Below are 18,714 nucleotides of genomic sequence, written 5' to 3'. Positions count from 1 at the left end.
ATGGTCTTCACATGCAGCAGATTGCCATTGGAATCGACCTCGGTGGGACACAGGTGCGCGCTGCCCTCGTCGACGAGCACGGCGGGATCCTGGCGCGTGCAGCCGAACCGACGGATGCGCTGGCAGGCCCCGACCGGGTGCTCGCCCAAATCTGCGGCCTGACCGATGGACTTTTTGCAGCATCGAACCCTGCCTCGGTGGTGGGCGTCGGCGTATCCGCTCCGGGCCCGCTCGATACGGTCGCCGGTGTCGCTTCGAATATTCCGACCCTCTCCGGCTTTGTCGACTTTCCACTGAAGGCGGAATTGCAGAAGCGGTTTCCGTTTCCGGTCGACCTCGAGAACGATGCGATTGCCGCTGCCATCGGCGAGTGGCAGTTCGGAGCCGGCAAGGGGCTCGATAATCTGGTCTATGTCACGGTGAGCACCGGCATTGGCGGTGGTGTAGTGTCGGATGGTCGCGTCGTGCGCGGCCGCAAGGGCATGGCAGCCCATGTCGGGCACATGTCGGTCGTGCCGAACGGAGAGCTTTGCCCCTGCGGCAACAGAGGTTGTTTCGAGGCCTACGGATCCGGAACGGCTTTTGCGCGCCGCGCCCAAATGAGGGCGATGGAATCCAGCGGGACGACGATCGGCAGCGACGGCGGCGCCATCGACAGCCGCGGCGTTTTCGCGGCCGCAAGAGATGGCGATCGTCTCGCAAATCAACTGATTGACGAGGAAGCGGAAATTCTCGGTCGCGGCTTCACCAGCCTGATCCATATCTTCAGTCCGGATATCATCGTGATGGGAGGCGGGCTTTCCCACGAGTTCGACCGGCTGCAGCCGGGCATTCAAGCCTACATCACGCAATGGGCAATGCCGGCATTCAAGGATGTCAAAGTGGTGCTGGCGGCGCTGGATCAGAACTCGGGCCTCGTCGGCGCAGCGGCTCTGGCGTTTCTAACAGGGAAGGGCGTTCGGACCTGATCCAGACCCTCAAGGCGACAGGCTTGGTCAAATGCGCCGGTTCAACTCGTCTTCGCTGATCCCAAAGTGGTCGAGAATGATGCCGACGTTTCGGCGATGAGATTTGAAGTAGACGTCGAAGATATCGCCGAGCAGGGGAACGGTTCCGCCGGCGGCGTCGATGCCGAGATTGACGGCCATGCGTGCGAGCTTGTGGGTGGGAATGCCGAGGCGTCTTGCCTCATCGATGATGAAAAGACCGATGAGGGATCCGGCAATGTCGCCGACGGCCGGGATAAGGCCGAGAATTGAGTCCGCGCCGATCCGCACGCCGATGACAGGCAATCTGACCGCGGTATCCATCAGGCGCGCTATGCCGACGGCGCGCCGAATTCTTCCAAGTTCGATGGAGGTCAGGTGTTTCGTGCTGGCGGAGGCTGGCATCAGCAACCTTTTGGCGTGAACGACCGTTCCGCCTCCTCGAGTGAGGGCGCGGGAAGGATGTCATCGCATTGCTGCGAAATAGTCCGACGCAGCGAAAGCCCGGTGCCATCATGATGTTCCATGGCCGTGAAACGCTGGAAACCCGATAAGGTTCGCCGCGAAAGCAAGGATCATCTCGCGTCGGGAACCACGACCAATTTTCCCACGAAGTTCTTCGCCATGAAATCGGTCTGCGCGCGGTGGAATTCCGACAGCGGATAGACGCCGCCGACGAGAGGCCGGATCTTCCGGCTTTCGATGTAGCCGACGATCCGGCGGAAGTCAGCGCGGCTTCCCTGGCTCGAGCCGTGCAGCTCCAGCTGCTTCAGATACATGGTCCGCAAATCGAGCTGAACGACCGGGCCGGCGATGGCGCCGGCTGTGGTGTAGCGGCCTTCGGGGCGCAGGATCTTCAGGAGATCGTTGAACAGCGGTCCGCCGACGAGATCGGCGACGACATCGATCGGCTGGCCACGGCTGGCGGCATGGACGGCTTCGACCAGATCGCCCTTGCCGCGGGTCTCCACCGCCTCAGCGCCGATATCGAGCATCGCCGCCTCCTTGCCGGGACCTGCGACTGCGATCGGGATGGCGCCGCGAGCGCGCGCGAGCTGGATGATCGCCGAGCCGACGCCGCCCGAGGCGCCGGTCACCAGAACGCGTTCACCGGCAACAAGCCTTGCCCGTTCCAGCATGCGCTCGCCGGTCAGATAGGCGCAACAGAAGGTGGCGAGTTCGACGTCGGTCAGATCGGTTGCGACGACATGGGCGTTCTCGGCCGGCAATGCCATGTATTCGGCATAACCGCCGTCGCGGCCATGGCCCATGTAATCGATGTCGGCGAGGCTGTCGTCGTCGCGGTTATAGATCGAGAAGTCGACCATGACGCGTTCGCCGACGCGCGCCGGATTAACGCCGGCACCGACGGCGACGATATGACCGACCGTATCGGTGCCCTGAATGCGCGGGAATGTCAGCGTATTGCCTTGCCTGCGCCATGTGGAGACGGCAGACGGATCGTCCTCGGTGCCATAGGCGCCTTGACGCACCCAGACGTCGGTATTGTTCATGCCGCAGGCTGTGACGCGGATCAGAACCTCGCCCTCTGCGGGTCTCGGGACGGGCACGTCCAAGCTATAGACGAGCTTGTCCAAACCGCCATGGCCGGTGAGCAATACGGCCGCCATCTTTTCCGGGATCGTCATGCTGATCTTCTCCCTCAGATGGTCTTGAAGACGGTTTCGATCGCATCCGCCGCGGCCTTGACCACGATGTCAGCCTCCTCGCGCGTCAGGCAAAGCGGCGGGGCGAAGCCGAGGATATCGCCCTGCGGCATGGCGCGGCCGATGACGCCGCGTTCGAGCAGCGCGGAGGCAACCTGCGGGCCGATCTTGCGGCCGGCATCGAAGAACGTGCGGTCGTCCTCGTCCTCGACGAATTCGACGGCCGCCATCAGCCCGTCGCCGCGGACTTCGCCGACGTTTCGGTGGCCGCCGACGGCCTTTGCGAGTTCCGAGCGGAAATAGGCGCCGGTCGTGCCGGCATTCTCGACGATGCCGAGTTCATCGATCAGTTCGAGATTGGCAATGCCTGCAGCAGCACAGATCGGATGGGCGGAATAGGTCCAGCCGTGACCGATCGCGCCCAGCTGATCGGAACCCTGCACCAGGACTTGCCACATCTTGTTCGAAACGATCGTGCCCGAAAGAGGAGCGTAGGCCGAGGTCAGGCCCTTGGCGATGGTGATCAGATCCGGCTTCATGCCGTAGTGATCCGAGCCGAACATCGTGCCGAGGCGGCCGAAGCCTGTGACGACTTCATCGGCGACGAGCAGGATGTCATATTTGTCGAGCACGGCCTGGATCTTCTGCCAGTAGCTTTTCGGCGGCGGCACGATGCCACCGGTGCCGAGGATGGGTTCGCCGATAAAGGCGGCGACCGTTTCCGGGCCTTCGGCGATGATCATCTCCTCAAGCTTGTCGGCGCAATATTGCGAGAACTGCTCCTCGCTCATCGACCGGTCGGGGCGGCGGAAATAATAGGGTGCTTCGGTGTGCAGCACCGGCGCCCGCGGCAGATCGAAGGCGTTGTGAAAGAGCGCCAGGCCGGTGAGGCTGCCGGTCATGACGCCGGAGCCGTGATAACCGCGCCAGCGCGAGATGATCTTCTTCTTTTCCGGACGGCCGAGGATGTTGTTGTAGTACCAGATGAGCTTGATGTTGGTCTCGTTCGCATCCGAGCCGGAGAGACCGAAATAGACGCGGCTCATGCCGGCGGGCGCGCGGTCTATGATCATCTTCGACAGCGTAATCGAGGCTTCCGTGCCGTGGCCGACATAGGCGTGGTAATAGGCGAGGTTCTTCGCCTGTTCGGCGATCGCGTCGGCGATCTTCTGGCGGCCGTAGCCGACATTGACGCAATAGAGGCCGGCGAATGCGTCGAGGCTTTTGCGTCCTGTCGTGTCGGTGATGTAGACGCCTTCGCCGCCGGCAACGACACGGGTCAGTGTCTCGCCGCGGGCATGCCCGCCCATATGGGTCGATGGGTGGAAGAAGTGATCGCGGTCCCAGGCGGTGAGTTCGTTGCTTCTGTCGAGCATGTCGTAGCCTCTTTCTTGAAATGGGGCGGCTCAGGCGGCCGTGTCGATGCAGAGATATTTGAGCTCGGTGAAGGCCTCGAGCCCGTGGCGTGACCCCTCGCGGCCAAGGCCGGACTGCTTCCAGCCGCCGAAGGGAATGGGCGCGCCGGTGATCTTCACCCGGTTGACGGCCACCATGCCGTATTCCAGCGTACGGCCAAGCCGCATCTGGCGGGCGCCGTTTTCTGTGACGATATAGGCGACAAGGCCGTATTCGGTATCGTTGGCGCGGGCGACGACCTCTTCTTCCCTGTCGAAGGTGGTAACCGCCGCCACTGGCCCGAAAGTCTCCTCGCGCATGATCAGCGCCTTCGCCGGCACGTCGGTCAGCAGCGTCGGCTCGTAGAAAAGCCGGCCGGCTTTATGGCGCCTGCCGCCGGTAACGAGCCGCGCGCCATGCGCCAGCGCGTCGGAGACCTGCTCCTCGACCTTGGAGACGGCGCGTTCATGCATCAGCGGCCCGATCTCGGCGCCATCCTCGAGCCCTGGACCAACCTTCAGTTCGGCAATGCGGTGGGCGAAGGCTTTGGCGAAGCCATCGGCGATCCGCCGCTGGACGAAGATGCGGTTGGCAGCAAGGCAATCCTGGCCGGAGGTTGCAAACTTGGCGTTGACGGCAATCTCGACTGCCTTTGATATATCGGCGTCATCGAAGATGATCAGTGGAGCGTGGCCGCCGAGTTCCATCACTAGCCGCTTCAGGGTCGGCGCGCATTGGGCGGCGATCAGCCGTCCGATCCCGGTGGAGCCAGTAAAGCTCATGGCGCGCACGCGGGTGTCGGTGCACATCCGTCCGACGATCGTTGCGGCATTGCCGGTGACCACGTTGAAGACGCCGGCCGGAATGCCGGCACGCTCGCCGAGCACGGCAAGGGCCAGTGCCGAAAGCGGCGTCTCGGAGGAGGGGTGGGCGACGACCGTGCAGCCGGCGGCCAGCGCCGCGGCAGCCTTTCGGGTGAGCATGGCAGAGGGGAAATTCCAGGGCGTGACGATGCCGGCGACGCCGAGCGCCTCGCGCCTGACGATCATCTCCGCGCCGGGCAGATGGGTGGTCACGCTTTCGGCGTTCAGCCGCTTGCCTTCCTCGGCATACCATTCGACGAAGGAGGCGGCGTAATCGATCTCGCCACGCGATTCCGCGATCGGCTTGCCCTGTTCGAGCGTCATGATCAGCGCCAGATCCTCCTTGGCCGCAAGCATCAGCTCACACCATTTGCGCAGGATCGCCGCACGGCCCTGCGGCAGCATTGCGCGCCAGCCGGCGAAAGCCTCCGAGGCAGCATCGATCGCCACTGCCGTCTCATCGGCGCCAAGGCTTGCAACCCAGGCCAGCGTCGCCGAAGAAGCGGGATCGGTGACCTCGAAACTTTTCCCTGTTTTGCCGGCAATCCACCGGCCGTCGACATAGGCCAGATCGCGCAGGAGATGACGGTCGGCGAGCCGCGACAGCGCGTCATGATAGGCGGTGCGGGCAAAAACGGCGGTCATGTCCAGTCTCCTCGTGGCGGGTTGACGTCAGTCTTCCACGGGAGCGGGCGAGAGATTGTCTGTTGGCGGATGCGAAAAGAGAGAGATGGTCTAAAGGACGGCGGCCTGGCAGAGAGATTGTCTACGGCGCGCTCTGTTCTTCGCCGACGGCAGTGAAGGAAGAGACCGGAAGGACTGTTTCCTCCTTCACCGTCTTGGTGACAATGTAGGTGAAGTAGCGGTCGATGCCGAGTTCGCGGTCGAGAAGCCCATCGACCAGCCGCTGATAGGCGTCGATATCGGGCGCGATGATCTTCAGAATGTAATCGACACCGCCGCCGACCGACCAGCAGGCAACGATCTCCGGGATTGCGCTGATGGCACGCTCGAAGCGCTCGAAATCCGCCTGGCGATGGTTGGCGAGCGTCACTTCCATCATCACGCTGGCAACCGGCGCGATGCGCCGTGGTGCGACGCGCGCGTGGTAACCTGTGATGATCCCGGCCTTTTCGAGCTTGCGTAGCCGCATCCAGCACGGGGTCGGCGACAACCCGGCCTTTTCGGCCAGCGCCAGTTTGGTGATGCGGCCGTCGCGCTGGACGGCGTCGAGAATGCGCAGGTCGATGGCGTCGAGCTTCATGGTGCTTTCTTTAAAAAGAAATCATTTCAATCGCAGGGAAAAGACAATGGGAGCGCATTTTTGCATTGTCAATTGAACTGATTTTCAGCAGTGTTAAAATCATGACAAAGTGGCGCCCTGATCCCTCGCAACTCCGCCGTCCGGCCTATCTCTCGCTCGCCGAGCAGATCGCAAACGCGATCACCGACGGCAAGCTCTCCGACGGCACACAATTGCCGCCGCACCGCAAGATGGCGGATGATCTGCATCTTTCGGTGCAGACGGTCAGCCGCGCCTATGACGAGTTGATCCGCCGGGGGCTGATATCAGGCGAGATCGGACGCGGCAGCTTTGTCCAGACCAGGCCGCGCGAGCCGGAGCCGCCCTATCTGCCGGAAAGGCTGGGCGAGGTGATCGATCTGTCGATCCTGAAGCCGGTCTGCGAGCAGATCCATTTGGAAAGGCTGCGGCAAGCCTTCGGCTGGCTTTCGGAAAACCTGCCCTCCAGCTCGGCCCTTTCGTTCAGGCCGAACATGGTGTTTCCGCGACACCGCGCCGTCGCCACGGAATGGCTGGCGCGCTGCGGGCTGGAGGTATCGCCGCTGAACGTCAGCGTGACGAACGGTGCGACATCGGGCATGACGGTGGCGCTGATGAGCGTTGCCCCGCCCGGCTCGACGGTTGCGACTGAAGCGATCAGCCATCATACGCTCGTTCCGCTCTCCACCTATCTCGGTCTGCACCTCGAAGGGCTGGCGATCGACGAGGAGGGCATGATCCCCGAAGCGTTGGACGAAGCCTGCCGAAAGGGACCGATCCGGGCCATTTTCCTGCAGCCCTCGGTGATCAATCCGATGGCGGCGCTGATGAGCGCGGAGCGCAGGCAGGCGCTCGCCACCGTCGCTGCGAAACATGATATCGCCATCATCGAAAACGATATTCTCGGCCCGATGGTCGAGGGTCGTGCGCCGCCGATGGCCGCGTTTGCGCCGGAGCGGACACTCTACGTGACGAGCTTCACCAAGATTACCGTTCCGGGCCTGCGGATCGGCTATCTCACCGCGCCCGACCGCTATGTCGCCGCCGTCGCCAACCGGCATCTCGTCTCCAACTGGATGGCGACGCCTGCCATGGCCGAGATCGCCACCCGCTGGGTCAGCGACGGCACGGCGATGGAGCTGGTCAACTGGCAGCGTCGCGCCCTTTTAAGCCGGCACGCGATCGCGGCGGAGATGCTGGCCGGCCTACCGTACCGGGCGCATCCGCAAAGCCTGCACGTCTGGCTGCCGCTCTCCGGCAACCATACGGAGGACGGTTTCGTATCGCAGGCAAGGCTGCGCGGGGTCGCGATCGCGTCCGGCAAATCCTTCCACACCACCGATCAGGGCTGGACCCCGGCCGTGCGCATCTCGCTTGGTTCGACAACGGAAAGCGAGCTGCGGACCGGGCTCGGCATCGTCGCCTCATTGGCGCAAGGCAATCCGGAAGAGCTGCTGCTTGCGATCTGATGTCGATGCCTTGTATTTGAGCGGGTGCAGAATAATTGTCATGATATTATTTTACGAATTGACATGATTTTGATGGGCCGTCATCGTTAGGACATTGCTTGTCTCAACAGGGAGAGACATGAATGCTTCCGCCCATCATCCGCATCGACAACATCGTCAAGAAATACGGCCCGCTGACCGTGCTCGACGGCCTGTCGATGAATGTCATGCCGGGCGAGAAGCTGGCACTGATCGGGCCATCCGGCTCCGGCAAGACGACGATCCTGCGCATTCTGATGACGTTGGAGACGATCAGCGGCGGCCATATCGAGGTCGACGGTGAACAGCTCTACCATATGCCTGATAGCAGTGGGCTGGTGCCGGCCGACGAACGGCATCTGCATCGGATGCGCGAAAAGATCGGCATGGTCTTTCAGCATTTCAATCTGTTCCCGCATAAATGCGTGCTCGACAACGTGACGCTGGCGCCGATGCTGACCAAGGGTATCAAGCGCCCCGTGGCGGAAAAGCGGGCGATGGAGCTTCTCGACATGGTCGGCTTGGCCGACAAGGCAAAGAGCGTTCCGGCGCAGCTTTCCGGCGGGCAGAAGCAGCGCGTCGCCATTGCCCGGGCGCTGGCGCTGTCGCCGAAGATCATGCTGTTCGACGAGGTGACCTCAGCGCTCGACCCGGAGCTTGTCGAGGAGGTGCTGAACGTCATGCGGCGGCTCGCCTCCGAGACCGACATGACCATGCTTCTCGTCACCCATGAAATGGGATTTGCCCATGATTTCGCCGACCGTGTCCTGTTCTTCGATCGCGGCAAGATCGTCGAGGAAGGCAAGCCGAGCGACATCTTTCGCAATCCGACGCAGGAGAGGACGCAGACTTTCCTGCGCAAGATCATTGCGGCGGGGCACCGCGTCTGACCTCAGACATTGCCCGTAAGAACAAAACTCAAGGAAAATCAGAGGAGTTGGGAACGATGAAAACAGGATATCTTTTGAGCGCCGCCAGCCTGTCGGTGCTTCTGGCCATGACGGCCGCCCCGGCCTCCGCCGCCGATGACAAGCTCGAGCAGCTGAAGGAGCAAGGCTTTGCGCGTATCGCCATCGCCAACGAGCCGCCGTTCACCGCTGTCGGCGCCGACGGCAAGGTGTCTGGCGCTGCCCCCGATGTGGCGCGCGCAATCTTCGAAAAGCTGGGCGTCAAGGAAGTGGTCGCCTCGATCTCGGAATATGGCGCAATGATCCCCGGCCTGCAGGCCGGCCGCCACGACGCGATCACCGCAGGCCTCTTCATGAAGCCCGAGCGCTGCAACGCCGTTGCCTATTCCGAACCGATCCTTTGCGACGCCGAAGCTTTCGCTCTCAAGAAGGGCAATCCGCTGAAGCTGACGAGCTACAAGGACATCGCCGACAATCCGGACGCCAAGATCGGCGCGCCGGGCGGCGGCACCGAGGAGAAGCTGGCGCTCGAAGCCGGCGTGCCGCGCGACCGCGTCATCGTCGTTCCGGATGGCCAGAGCGGCATCAAGATGCTGCAGGACGGCCGCATCGACGTCTACTCGCTGCCGGTTCTGTCAATCCACGATCTGATGGCTAAGGCGAACGATCCGAACCTCGAAACCGTCGCCCCCGTCGTCAATGCGCCGGTCTATTGCGATGGCGCTGCCTTCCGCAAGCAGGACGTTGCACTGCGCGACGCCTTTGATGTCGAGCTGAAGAAGCTGAAGGAATCCGGCGAATTCGCCAAGATCATCGAGCCCTATGGTTTCTCGGCCAAGGCGGCGATGTCGACGAGCCGCGAGAAGCTCTGCGCCGCGGCGAAGTAAATGAGGTGAACAGCCGGCCATGCCATGGGCATGGCCGGATTGTCCCCCAACGATCTCCCAAAGCGCGTCGCGCTTTAGGTCCTTGTTTTTACGCATGTCGTTATCGCAAAACCGCTGCACCATTTTGCGCGACATGATCTAGGAAGCGAGTTCCCGATGTCGGTATGGTCCGGCTATCTGACACTGATCCTTGAGGGCGCCCTGGTGACGCTCGAATTGACGATTATGGGGTCTGCGCTGGCGCTGGTGATGGCCTTCCTGGCCGGCCTCGGCCGCCTGTCCCGCTTCTTTGCCGTGCGGGCTCTGGCGACGGCCTATATCGAGTTCTTCCGCGGCACCTCGATCTTCGTCCAGCTCTTCTGGGTCTATTTCGTGCTGCCTTTCGCAGGCTTGACCCTGACGCCGCTGCAGGCGGGCGTGCTGGCGCTCGGGCTGAATGTCGGCGCCTATGCGGCGGAAGTGGTGCGCGGCGCCGTCAAGGCTGTCGGGCGCGAACAGTCGGAAGCCTGCATCGCGCTCAACCTTTCGCGATACCAGCGCATGCGCCACGTCATCCTGCCGCAGGCACTGCCGCTGATGTTGCCGACCTTCTGCAACAATGCGATCGAGCTCCTGAAGGGCACGGCCGTCGTGTCGCTGATCTCGCTGACGGATATGACGTTCCAGGCGCAGGTGGTGCGGGCGCAAACTGGCAATACGCTGGTGCCCTTCGCGACGATCCTCATCCTCTATTTTCTCATGGCCTCGGCGATCTCCGCGACGATGCGCTGGCTGGAGCGGCGGATGGCACGCAGCCTCGACGGCATAAGGACCTGATCAGATGGAATGGGATTGGGACTTCGTCTGGCAGATCATGCCGACCCTTCTCGAAGGGTTCAAGATCACTCTTCTCGCGACCATCCTCGGCGCTGCCGTTGCCATGATCGTCGGCCTGGGGCTCGCCATTGCGCGGCGCTCACCGGTCGCCGGCATTTCCAGGACGGTCGGCTTCGTCTCGGAATTCATCCGCGGCACGCCATTGCTGGTGCAGCTCTACTTCATCTTCTACGTGCTGCCGGATATCGGCATCCGGTTGGCGCCGCTGGTCGCCGGCGTCATCGGCATGGGCATTCACTATGCGACCTATACCGCCGAGGTCTATCGCGCCGGCATCGAGAATGTGCCGCGTGGACAATGGGAGGCGGCCAAGGCCACCAATCTGACGACGCGCCAGGCCTGGATCCACGTGATCCTGCCGCAGGCAATCCCGCCGATGATTCCGGCGCTCGCCAATTATTTCATCGCCATGTTCAAGGAGACGCCGCTGCTTTCGGCGATCACCGTGCTCGAACTCATGAACCAGGCAAAGAGCATCGCCAACAGCAATTACCGCTACATCGAGCCGATGACGCTGGTCGGCGTCTTCTTCCTCGTCATCAGCCTGATCTCGGTCGTGGGATTACGCTGGCTCGAGGAACGCTACGCCAGGATGGACGACTGATCATGACCGTAGAGATTGAGATCATCGCTGCCGGCCGGCCACCGCGGCTGGAGGACCGGCCGCTGGAAAAGCGTATCGGCCTGGTCATCCTCGCGACCGACCATACGACGGAAGTCGACTTCCAGCGCATGGTCGCCAGCGATCGCCTCGGCATCTATGTCAGCCGCATCCATTATGCCAATCCGGTCACGCCGGAAAATCTCCTGAAGATGCAGCCGTCGCTGACTGAAGGCGCGGCACTGATCCTGCCGGACGAGGCGCTCGATGCCATCGTCTATTCCTGCACCTCCGCCTCGGTGGTGATCGGCGACCGGAATATCGAGGCGGCGATCCATGCGGCCAAGCCCGGCGTGCCCGTCGTGACGCCAACGGCTGTCGCCGTGACCGGCCTGAAGGCGCTGGGCGCCAGACGGATTTCGGTGCTGACGCCCTATACGATCGAGACCAGCCGGCCGATGGCCGACTATTTCGCCGATCTTGGCTTTGCGATCGACCGCTTCACCTGTCTCGGCCTGACCGATGATCGCGAGATGGCGCGGATCGCGCCGGACGAGATCCTTGCCTTCGCGCGTCAGGCGCTGGCGCCGCAGTCGGACGCGCTGTTTATCTCCTGTACGGCGGTGCGGGCAGCAGAGGTCGCGGCCCGGATCGAGGCTGAAATCGGCAAGCCGGTAGTCACCAGCAATCTCGCGACCGCTTGGGCTTGCCTGCGGCTTTGCGGCGATGATCGGGCGCGGCCCGAACTCGGTCAATTGATGACCAAGCCCTATTGGGAAGGCTAAGATCATGGTGAGCACCTTGCCCGTCTCGCTGGAGGATATCCGCGCTGCGGCGCGCCGGATTGCCGGCCGCATACTCGGCACGCCGATGGTGCAGTCCTTTTCCCTTGGCGAATTGGCCGGCGTACCTGTCCATCTCAAGCTCGAGCATCATCAGACGACCGGCAGCTTCAAACTGCGCGGAGCGACCAATGCGGTGCTCTCCTTGTCGGCGACAGAGCGCTCGCGCGGCGTCGCCGCAGCCTCGACCGGAAATCACGGCCGGGCGCTTGCCTATGCGGCAAAGGCGGAAGGCGCTGTCGCGACCATCTGCATGTCGCGGCTGGTGCCGGAGAACAAGGTTTCAGAAATCCGCCGCCTCGGCGCCGATGTCCGCATCGTCGGCGTATCGCAGGACGAGGCGCAACAGGAGGTCGACCGGCTGGTTCTCGAGGAGGGGCTGGTGATGGTCCCGCCCTTCGATCATCCTGATGTTGTAGCCGGGCAGGGGACGATGGGGCTCGAAATCATCGACACCTTGCCGGAGGCGGCAATCGTGCTGGTGCCGCTCTCGGGCGGTGGCCTTGCGGCCGGCGTTGCCGCCGCGGTCAAAGGCATCAGTCCGACGACCAAGGTGATCGGCCTGACGATGGAGAAGGGCGCCGCGATGAAGGCAAGCCTCGATGCCGGACGGCCGGTGCAGGTCGAGGAAGTATCGAGCCTTGCCGACTCGCTCGGCGGCGGCATCGGCCTCGACAATCGCCTGACTTTTGCCATGTGCCGCGACCTTCTCGACGAGGTCATCCTGCTGACGGAAGCGGAAATCGCCGCCGGCATACGCCATGCCTATGCCGCTGAACGCCAAGTCGTCGAAGGCGCTGGCGCGGTCGGTATCGCCGCGCTACTTGCCGGGAAAATCAGGGGCGACGGTCCCATCGTCGTGATCCTGTCCGGGCAAAATGTCGACATGGAGCAGCACCAGCGGGTGATCAGCGCTAAGCAGCCGCTCTACGGCGAGGAGAGACCATGAGCCGGATGATCATTCTGACGGAAGCGGAACTGCGGAAAGTCATCGGGCTTGACCGAGATGCGGTCGCCTGCATCGAGGAGGCTTTTGCAGCGCTTGCAACCAAGGCCGTCGCCATGCCGCCGATCCTGCGGCTCGACATTCCGGAATATCGCGGCGAAGTCGATGTGAAGACGGCCTATGTGCCCGGCATCGAGGGCTTCGCGATCAAGATCAGCCCTGGCTTCTTCGACAATCCCAAGATCGGACTGCCGAGTACCAACGGCATGATGGTGCTGCTGTCGAGCCGGACCGGGCTGGTGCAGGCGCTGCTACTGGACAATGGCTATCTCACCGACGTGCGCACCGCAGCAGCCGGCGCCGTCGCGGCAAGACATCTGTCGCGGGAAAATGCATCCGTGGCCACGATCTTCGGTGCGGGCATGCAGGCGCGGCTGCAGCTCGAAGCACTGACGCTGGTCCGGCCGATCCGCGAGGCGAGGATATGGGCGCGTGATGCTGCTAAGGCGCAAGCCGTGGCAGCGGAATTGGCCACAAAGCTCGGCTTTCCCGTCACCGCGACACCGGAGGCCAGAGGTGCGGTGACCGGCGCTGATCTCATCGTCACCACCACGCCTTCTGAGACTCCGATCATCAAGGCGGGGTGGCTGGAACCCGGACAGCATCTGACGGCCATGGGCTCGGATGCGGAACACAAGAACGAGATCGATCCGGCTGCCATCGTGGGTGCCGACGTCTATGTCGCCGACAGCCTGAAGCAGACGCGGCGTCTCGGCGAGTTGCATCACGCAATCGACGCCGGCCTGGTCACGGCCGATACGGTCTTCGCCGAACTCGGCCAGATCGTCGCCGGCCGGGCACCGGGGCGGACGCGCAACGACCAGATCACCATCGCGGACCTCACCGGAACCGGCATCCAGGATACCGCCATCGCTACGCTCGCCTTCGCCCGCGCCGGTGCGGCGAATGCCGGAACCACGTTCGAAAGCTGACCGGCGCGGCGCCGGAAAAGAAGGGAAGAAATATGACCCAGCCCAATCTCAAATTCTCGCTCGGCGAATATGCCGCGCGGCTGGAAAGGACACGGCGAGCCATGGAGGCGAAGGGCGTAGACCTGCTTGTTGTCAGCGACCCGTCGAACATGGCCTGGCTGACCGGCTATGACGGCTGGTCCTTTTACGTCCACCAGGCGGTGATCGTGCCGCCGCACGGCGAACCGATCTGGTTTGGCCGCGGCCAGGATGCCAATGGTGCCAAGTTCACCGCCTATCTGAAGCACGACAACATCGTCGGCTATCCCGATCACTATGTGCAATCGACCGAGCGCCACCCGATGGACTACCTCTCGGGCATGCTGACGGAGCGCGGCTTCGGCAAGCTGACGATCGGCGTCGAGATGGACAATTACTGGTTTTCTGCCGCCGCCTTTGCGGCGCTGCAGAAGCACCTGCCGAATGCTCGCTTCGTCGACGCGACCGCCCTCGTCAACTGGCAGCGAGCCGTCAAGAGCGAGACCGAGATCGGCTACATGCGCAATGCCGCCCGTATCGTCGAGGCGATGCACGCCCGCATCTTCGACAAGATCGAGGTCGGTATGCGCAAGTGCGATCTGGTTGCGGAAATCTATGATGCCGGCACCCGTGGCGTCGACGGCATCGGCGGCGATTATCCGGCGATCGTGCCGCTGCTGCCGTCCGGCGTCGAAGCGTCCGCACCACATCTGACCTGGGACGACCGGCCGATGAAGAAGGGCGAGGGCACCTTCTTCGAGATTGCCGGCTGCTACAACCGCTATCATCTGCCGCTGTCGCGCACCGTCTTCCTCGGCAAGCCGACGCAGGCCTTTCTCGATGCCGAAAAGGCGACGCTGGAGGGCATGGAAGCCGGTCTTGCAGTCGCCAGACCCGGCAATACCTGCGAGGATATCGCCAACGCCTTCTTCGCGGTGCTGAAGAAATACGGCATCGTCAAGGACAACCGCACGGGCTATCCGATCGGCCTTTCCTATCCGCCGGACTGGGGCGAGCGCACCATGAGCCTGCGGCCGGGCGACCGGACGGAACTGAAGCCCGGCATGACCTTCCATTTCATGACCGGCCTCTGGCTCGAGGACATGGGTTTCGAGACGACCGAGAGCATCCTCATCACCGAGAGTGGTGTCGAATGCTTCGCCAACGTGCCGCGCAGGCTGATGGTGAAGGATTGAGGCTGTCATGACAGAAAATGGCTTGCGGCCGTCGCCGATCAGCGCGACGGTCAATTTCGCCGCCGAGGGCGTCCAGCACGGCTTCCTGCGCCTGCCTTACAGCCGCGACGATTCCGCCTGGGGATCGGTGATGGTGCCGATAACGGTCGTCCGGAACGGCAAGGGACCTACGGCCCTTCTGACCGGCGGCAATCACGGCGATGAGTATGAAGGACCGATCGCCCTCTTCGATCTTACCCGCTCGCTAAAGGCCGAAGAGGTGAGTGGCACTGTCATCGTCGTGCCGGCCATGAATTATCCGGCATTCCAGGCGGGAACCAGAACTTCGCCGATCGACAGGGGCAACATGAACCGCAGCTTCCCGGGCCGGCCGGACGGCACGGTGACCGAGAAGATCGCCGACTATTTCAGCCGTGTGCTTCTGCCGATGGCGGATCTCGTTCTCGATTTTCATTCCGGCGGCAAGACTCTCGATTTTCTGCCGTTCTGCGCAGCCCACATCCTGCCGAACAAGCAACAGCAGGAAAAAGCCTTCGAATTCGTGACGGCCTTTGCCGCTCCCTATTCGATGAAGATGCTGGAGATCGATGCGGTCGGCATGTACGACACCGCGGCCGAGGAGATGGGCAAGATCTTCATCACCACGGAACTCGGCGGCGGCGGCACCGCCACGGCCAAAAGTGCTGCGATTGCCAAGCGCGGCACCATGAACGTGCTGCGCCATGCTGGGATCGTCGCGGGCGCCGTCGATCCCGGTCCGACGACCTGGCTTGACATGCCGGACGGCCGCTGCTTCTCCCTCGCGGAGGAGGGCGGATTGATCGAACCTGTCATCGATCTCGGTGAAGCCGTCACCGCCGATGCCGTTATCGCTCGCATCTATCCGACCGGACGGACCGGGGTGGCCCCCCGCGAGATCCGCGCCAGCATGAATGGCATTCTTTGTGCCCGGCATTTCCCAGGGCTGGTCAAGGCTGGTGATTGCGTTGCCGTCGTGGCGATCGTTACGGACTGAGGTGGTCGGACAGGCAGAGGCAGGATCGATTTCGACTGCCGATCACACGTCAAGCAGCTTTCTGCGGTTTTGACCCGCCGGCGGCCGCGTCGATCTGAAAGCGACTGACGACCCCTTCCAATGTCTGCGTCTGGCTGCCGAGCGCCCGGCAGGCCGAGGCGGTTTCGACGGCCATGGCGGCGTTGCGTTGCGTGACCTGATCGAGGGCGTTGACGGAGGCATTGATCTCGCCGATCGCTACCGCCTGCTCGGAGGACACCGAGACGATGCGGGCGATTAGGCCGGCAACCTGCTCGACCTGTCCTTCGATTTCCAGCAGCGCCTTGCCGGTGCGGTTGACGAGCTGCACCCCGGTGGAGACCTGAGACGAGGAGGTGGAAATCAGCGCTCTGATCTCCTTGGCGGCGTTGGCCGAGAGCATGGCGAGCTCGCGCACTTCCTGGGCAACGACCGCGAAACCTTTGCCTGCTTCGCCCGCGCGGGCTGCTTCAACCCCGGCATTCAGCGCCAGAAGATTGGTCTGGAAAGCGATTTCATCGATGACATTGACGATATCGCCGATCTGGGTTGACGATCCTTCGATCCTTTCCATGGCTGCGATGGCTTCGCGAACGACGGCTGCCGAATGTTCGGCACTGGTGCGGGTCTCGGCCATCATGCCGGTTGCCCTGCCGGCATGGTTGGAGGCGTCTTTCGCCTTGGCATTCATCTCATCGAGCGCCGCTGTTGCTTCTTCGAGCATTGCGGCCTGCTGTTCCGTGCGCGACGCAAGACTGTCAGCCGCATCCGTGATGCCGGCCGCGGAACTGCCCACTTGCTTGGAGGTCTGGGCAATCTCCGCCATCGAAGCGCAAAGAGCGTCCATACTGTCATTGAACTTCGCGCGCAAAGTCTCGTAGGCAGCGGCGAAGGGTGTCTTGATCCGGCAATCGAGATTGCCAGTCGATAGCTGTTCCAGTCCGTATGTCAGCTGATCGATCACCGTTTCGCGGATCTGCTCCTCGGCGGCCTTTTCGGCCAGCTGGCTGCGTTCACGCTCGAATTCAGCATCGCGAAGTGCGGTCTCGCGCTTCTGTGCGTCCTGCCGCTCGAGCGCGTTGCGGCGGAATACCGCGACGGCCTTGGACATGGCTCCGATCTCGTCGGAACGGTTGGCGTAGGGCACGTCGGTCGAAAAATCGCCTTCGGCAAGATTGCCCATATAGGCCTTCATGCCATCGAGCGGCACGATCGCCCGGCGTCGCAGAAGATAGAGCCCCACCAGCAACAGCCCGAACGATCCGAAGCCCGCAGCACCCGCATAGACCGTCCAGGTGACGATCTCCGAGGTCGCATTGCGTTCCTCGCCCTTCAGGAAAGCGTCGGAATTGGCAACGAGCTTCTCGACCGCGTCTTGGTGCGAATGAAAGGCGCCGTGCAACTGCTCGATCGCACCATGCGCCTTGTCTTCATCCTTGGCGTTCAGGGCCGGGATGATTTCACTGTTCATCACCCCCCAGAATGCATCGCCTTTGGCGATGACATCGTTTTCAAGCTCGTCCTTCAAAGCCTGCGGCAGCCGGGTGGTTTTCCAATAGGCGCGGCGGTCGTCGTAAGCGGCCTTGAGATTTGCGATCTTGGCAAGATTGGTTTCTGTGAGTTCGGGAAATTTGCTCGCCTCGAAGGAGAGCATGTAGGATTCGACTACAAACAACGGCGGCGGCAGAATATCGGCGATCAAATCCTTGCCGTAGACCACCTGTTCGTAGACTGGACCATTGACCTTCAGCCGTTCGAGCGCCGATTGCTGCAAACCGATCGATATGAAAAGGCCGGCTGAAACGGCGACACCAAACGCCACCAAACTACGAGCAATGGTAAATGCCACGACTGTCCCCAAATAACTTTTGGCATATCTGCTTCGAGATGCCTGATCTACGTGTGGCATTATTTGGCAAGAACACTGAAATATGGTTAATTATTTTCGATGTCGGAAGAAATCAAGAGCCTGAATACTTGTGGTACCTAGCCATCAGTTGCCATCTTGATGGCTAGAAGGCTGATGTTTATATACAGATGAAAGGAGACCGACATGGCTGAACCTCAACTTTCCGTGCGCAGTGCGAAGGCACGCGATCTTGCGCATCGGCTTGCCCGGCGCGAAAATCGCTCAATAGCTGACATCGTTGAGCGGGCTCTGGAATCGTATGAAATACGGGAAGCCGGCCGCGAGGCAGCCACGACCTTCTATGCTCGTCTTTTGCAGCAAAGTGGCACGGATATCGACCTTGAATCAGTTATCAAAGAGGACAGGCACGCACACAAGGGCATCGAACTTTGATCTTTCTCGATACCAACGTCATATCGGAAACCCTAAAAAAGTCGCCCGACGAGGCCGTGATTGCATGGCTGGTCCGTCATGATGCAGAAGTGGCGTTACCGACGGTGACTATTGGGGAAATAGCTTTTGGTATCCAGAAGATCCGACCCGATCAGCGAGCCGAACGCCTCGAACAGGGGCTGTCCGACTGGCGCCGTCGCTTCGCGGACCGGATTTTCGGTCTGACCGAAGAGGCAGCTCTTGCTTATGGCGACATTATGGGCCTTGCTGCTCGTCAAGGGCGTGGAATGTCGGCTCCGGATGGCATGATAGCCGCTATTGCGCGGGTTAATGGCGGTCGACTTGCGACGCGAAACCTGGGGGACTTTGCGACCACAGGTCTTGAGTTGATTTCACCATGGCAATTTTGAATTCCCGAAACATGCTTGGCGCT

At 62.2% G+C, this 18,714-nt stretch carries 19 protein-coding genes; 13 read left to right on the top strand and 6 right to left on the bottom strand.

The features are described 5' to 3' along the window. Positions 1 to 11: 11 nt before the first annotated feature. On the top strand, positions 12 to 968 hold the full coding sequence (locus G9X64_RS02185) for an ROK family protein (protein WP_168308412.1): 957 nt from the start codon (positions 12 to 14) through the stop codon (positions 966 to 968). A gap of 27 nt (positions 969 to 995) precedes the next feature. Here G9X64_RS02185 and G9X64_RS02180 read toward each other — a convergent pair whose 3' ends face one another. The 5 genes from G9X64_RS02180 to G9X64_RS02160 all read right to left on the bottom strand — a co-directional run bounded on the left by G9X64_RS02180 (position 996) and on the right by G9X64_RS02160 (position 6,175). Beyond that, a complete protein-coding gene (locus G9X64_RS02180; RefSeq protein ID WP_168308203.1) occupies positions 996 to 1,391 on the bottom strand; it encodes a DUF4112 domain-containing protein in 396 nt (131 codons plus the stop codon). Between the two features lie 170 nt (positions 1,392 to 1,561). Continuing rightward, on the bottom strand, positions 1,562 to 2,635 hold the full coding sequence (locus G9X64_RS02175) for an alcohol dehydrogenase family protein (RefSeq protein ID WP_168308202.1): 1,074 nt from the start codon (positions 2,633 to 2,635) through the stop codon (positions 1,562 to 1,564). A gap of 14 nt (positions 2,636 to 2,649) precedes the next feature. Beyond that, positions 2,650 to 4,029 (bottom strand): aspartate aminotransferase family protein, encoded by a 1,380-nt coding sequence (locus G9X64_RS02170; protein ID WP_171375877.1) that lies wholly within the window; start codon positions 4,027 to 4,029, stop codon positions 2,650 to 2,652. A gap of 30 nt (positions 4,030 to 4,059) precedes the next feature. After that, a complete protein-coding gene (locus G9X64_RS02165) occupies positions 4,060 to 5,556 on the bottom strand; it encodes an NAD-dependent succinate-semialdehyde dehydrogenase (RefSeq protein WP_168308200.1) in 1,497 nt (498 codons plus the stop codon). A gap of 121 nt (positions 5,557 to 5,677) precedes the next feature. Continuing rightward, positions 5,678 to 6,175, bottom strand: coding sequence for an Lrp/AsnC family transcriptional regulator (locus G9X64_RS02160; RefSeq protein WP_168308199.1), 498 nt, complete (start codon positions 6,173 to 6,175; stop codon positions 5,678 to 5,680). 101 nt (positions 6,176 to 6,276) lie between these two features. Here G9X64_RS02160 and ehuR point away from each other — a divergent pair, with 101 nt between their 5' ends. The 10 genes from ehuR (at position 6,277) to doeB (ending at position 15,961) form a co-directional block, all read left to right on the top strand. Then, the gene (gene ehuR / locus G9X64_RS02155; RefSeq protein ID WP_168308198.1) at positions 6,277 to 7,662 is read left to right on the top strand and encodes a MocR-like ectoine utilization transcription factor EhuR; all 1,386 of its coding nucleotides are present in this window, start codon (positions 6,277 to 6,279) and stop codon (positions 7,660 to 7,662) included. 122 nt (positions 7,663 to 7,784) lie between these two features. Then, complete coding sequence (ehuA, locus tag G9X64_RS02150; protein WP_027664840.1) at positions 7,785 to 8,570, top strand: ectoine/hydroxyectoine ABC transporter ATP-binding protein EhuA; 786 nt, start codon at positions 7,785 to 7,787, stop codon at positions 8,568 to 8,570. A 56-nt stretch (positions 8,571 to 8,626) separates the two neighbouring features. Beyond that, a complete protein-coding gene (ehuB, locus tag G9X64_RS02145; protein ID WP_168308197.1) occupies positions 8,627 to 9,475 on the top strand; it encodes an ectoine/hydroxyectoine ABC transporter substrate-binding protein EhuB in 849 nt (282 codons plus the stop codon). Positions 9,476 to 9,631: 156 nt separating this feature from the next. Further along, positions 9,632 to 10,291 carry an ectoine/hydroxyectoine ABC transporter permease subunit EhuC gene (ehuC, locus tag G9X64_RS02140; RefSeq protein WP_003550191.1) on the top strand — a complete coding sequence of 220 codons (660 nt, stop codon included), beginning with the start codon at positions 9,632 to 9,634 and terminating at the stop codon, positions 10,289 to 10,291. 4 nt (positions 10,292 to 10,295) lie between these two features. Further along, positions 10,296 to 10,955 (top strand): ectoine/hydroxyectoine ABC transporter permease subunit EhuD, encoded by a 660-nt coding sequence (ehuD, locus tag G9X64_RS02135; RefSeq protein ID WP_168308196.1) that lies wholly within the window; start codon positions 10,296 to 10,298, stop codon positions 10,953 to 10,955. A gap of 2 nt (positions 10,956 to 10,957) precedes the next feature. After that, positions 10,958 to 11,737, top strand: coding sequence for an ectoine utilization protein EutA (gene eutA / locus G9X64_RS02130; RefSeq protein ID WP_168308195.1), 780 nt, complete (start codon positions 10,958 to 10,960; stop codon positions 11,735 to 11,737). Positions 11,738 to 11,741: 4 nt separating this feature from the next. Then, positions 11,742 to 12,743 (top strand): hydroxyectoine utilization dehydratase EutB, encoded by a 1,002-nt coding sequence (gene eutB, locus G9X64_RS02125; RefSeq protein WP_168308194.1) that lies wholly within the window; start codon positions 11,742 to 11,744, stop codon positions 12,741 to 12,743. Continuing rightward, positions 12,740 to 13,732, top strand: coding sequence for an ectoine utilization protein EutC (gene eutC, locus G9X64_RS02120; protein WP_168308193.1), 993 nt, complete (start codon positions 12,740 to 12,742; stop codon positions 13,730 to 13,732). The genes eutB and eutC overlap by 4 nt, the downstream gene beginning before the upstream one ends. A 32-nt stretch (positions 13,733 to 13,764) precedes the next feature. Continuing rightward, positions 13,765 to 14,946, top strand: a complete 1,182-nt coding sequence (doeA, locus tag G9X64_RS02115) for an ectoine hydrolase DoeA (protein WP_168308192.1) — start codon at positions 13,765 to 13,767, stop codon at positions 14,944 to 14,946. 7 nt (positions 14,947 to 14,953) lie between these two features. After that, positions 14,954 to 15,961, top strand: a complete 1,008-nt coding sequence (doeB, locus tag G9X64_RS02110; protein ID WP_168308191.1) for a N(2)-acetyl-L-2,4-diaminobutanoate deacetylase DoeB — start codon at positions 14,954 to 14,956, stop codon at positions 15,959 to 15,961. Between the two features lie 49 nt (positions 15,962 to 16,010). On the opposite strand, the gene G9X64_RS02105 is transcribed toward doeB, so the two are convergent. Continuing rightward, positions 16,011 to 17,828, bottom strand: a complete 1,818-nt coding sequence (locus G9X64_RS02105; RefSeq protein WP_171375876.1) for a methyl-accepting chemotaxis protein — start codon at positions 17,826 to 17,828, stop codon at positions 16,011 to 16,013. Between the two features lie 204 nt (positions 17,829 to 18,032). Between G9X64_RS02105 and G9X64_RS02100 the strand changes: the two genes are divergently transcribed. Both G9X64_RS02100 and G9X64_RS02095 read left to right on the top strand, forming a co-directional pair. Then, the gene (locus tag G9X64_RS02100; protein ID WP_003550200.1) at positions 18,033 to 18,281 is read left to right on the top strand and encodes a type II toxin-antitoxin system VapB family antitoxin; all 249 of its coding nucleotides are present in this window, start codon (positions 18,033 to 18,035) and stop codon (positions 18,279 to 18,281) included. Continuing rightward, positions 18,278 to 18,691 carry a type II toxin-antitoxin system VapC family toxin gene (locus tag G9X64_RS02095; protein ID WP_168308189.1) on the top strand — a complete coding sequence of 138 codons (414 nt, stop codon included), beginning with the start codon at positions 18,278 to 18,280 and terminating at the stop codon, positions 18,689 to 18,691. Before G9X64_RS02100 ends, G9X64_RS02095 begins: the two co-directional genes overlap by 4 nt. The last annotated feature ends 23 nt before the right edge of the window (positions 18,692 to 18,714 follow it).

This window comes from Rhizobium sophorae (assembly GCF_013087515.1).
GTDB lineage: Bacteria > Pseudomonadota > Alphaproteobacteria > Rhizobiales > Rhizobiaceae > Rhizobium > Rhizobium sophorae.
This window is presented reverse-complemented; position numbering and strand designations above follow the sequence as displayed.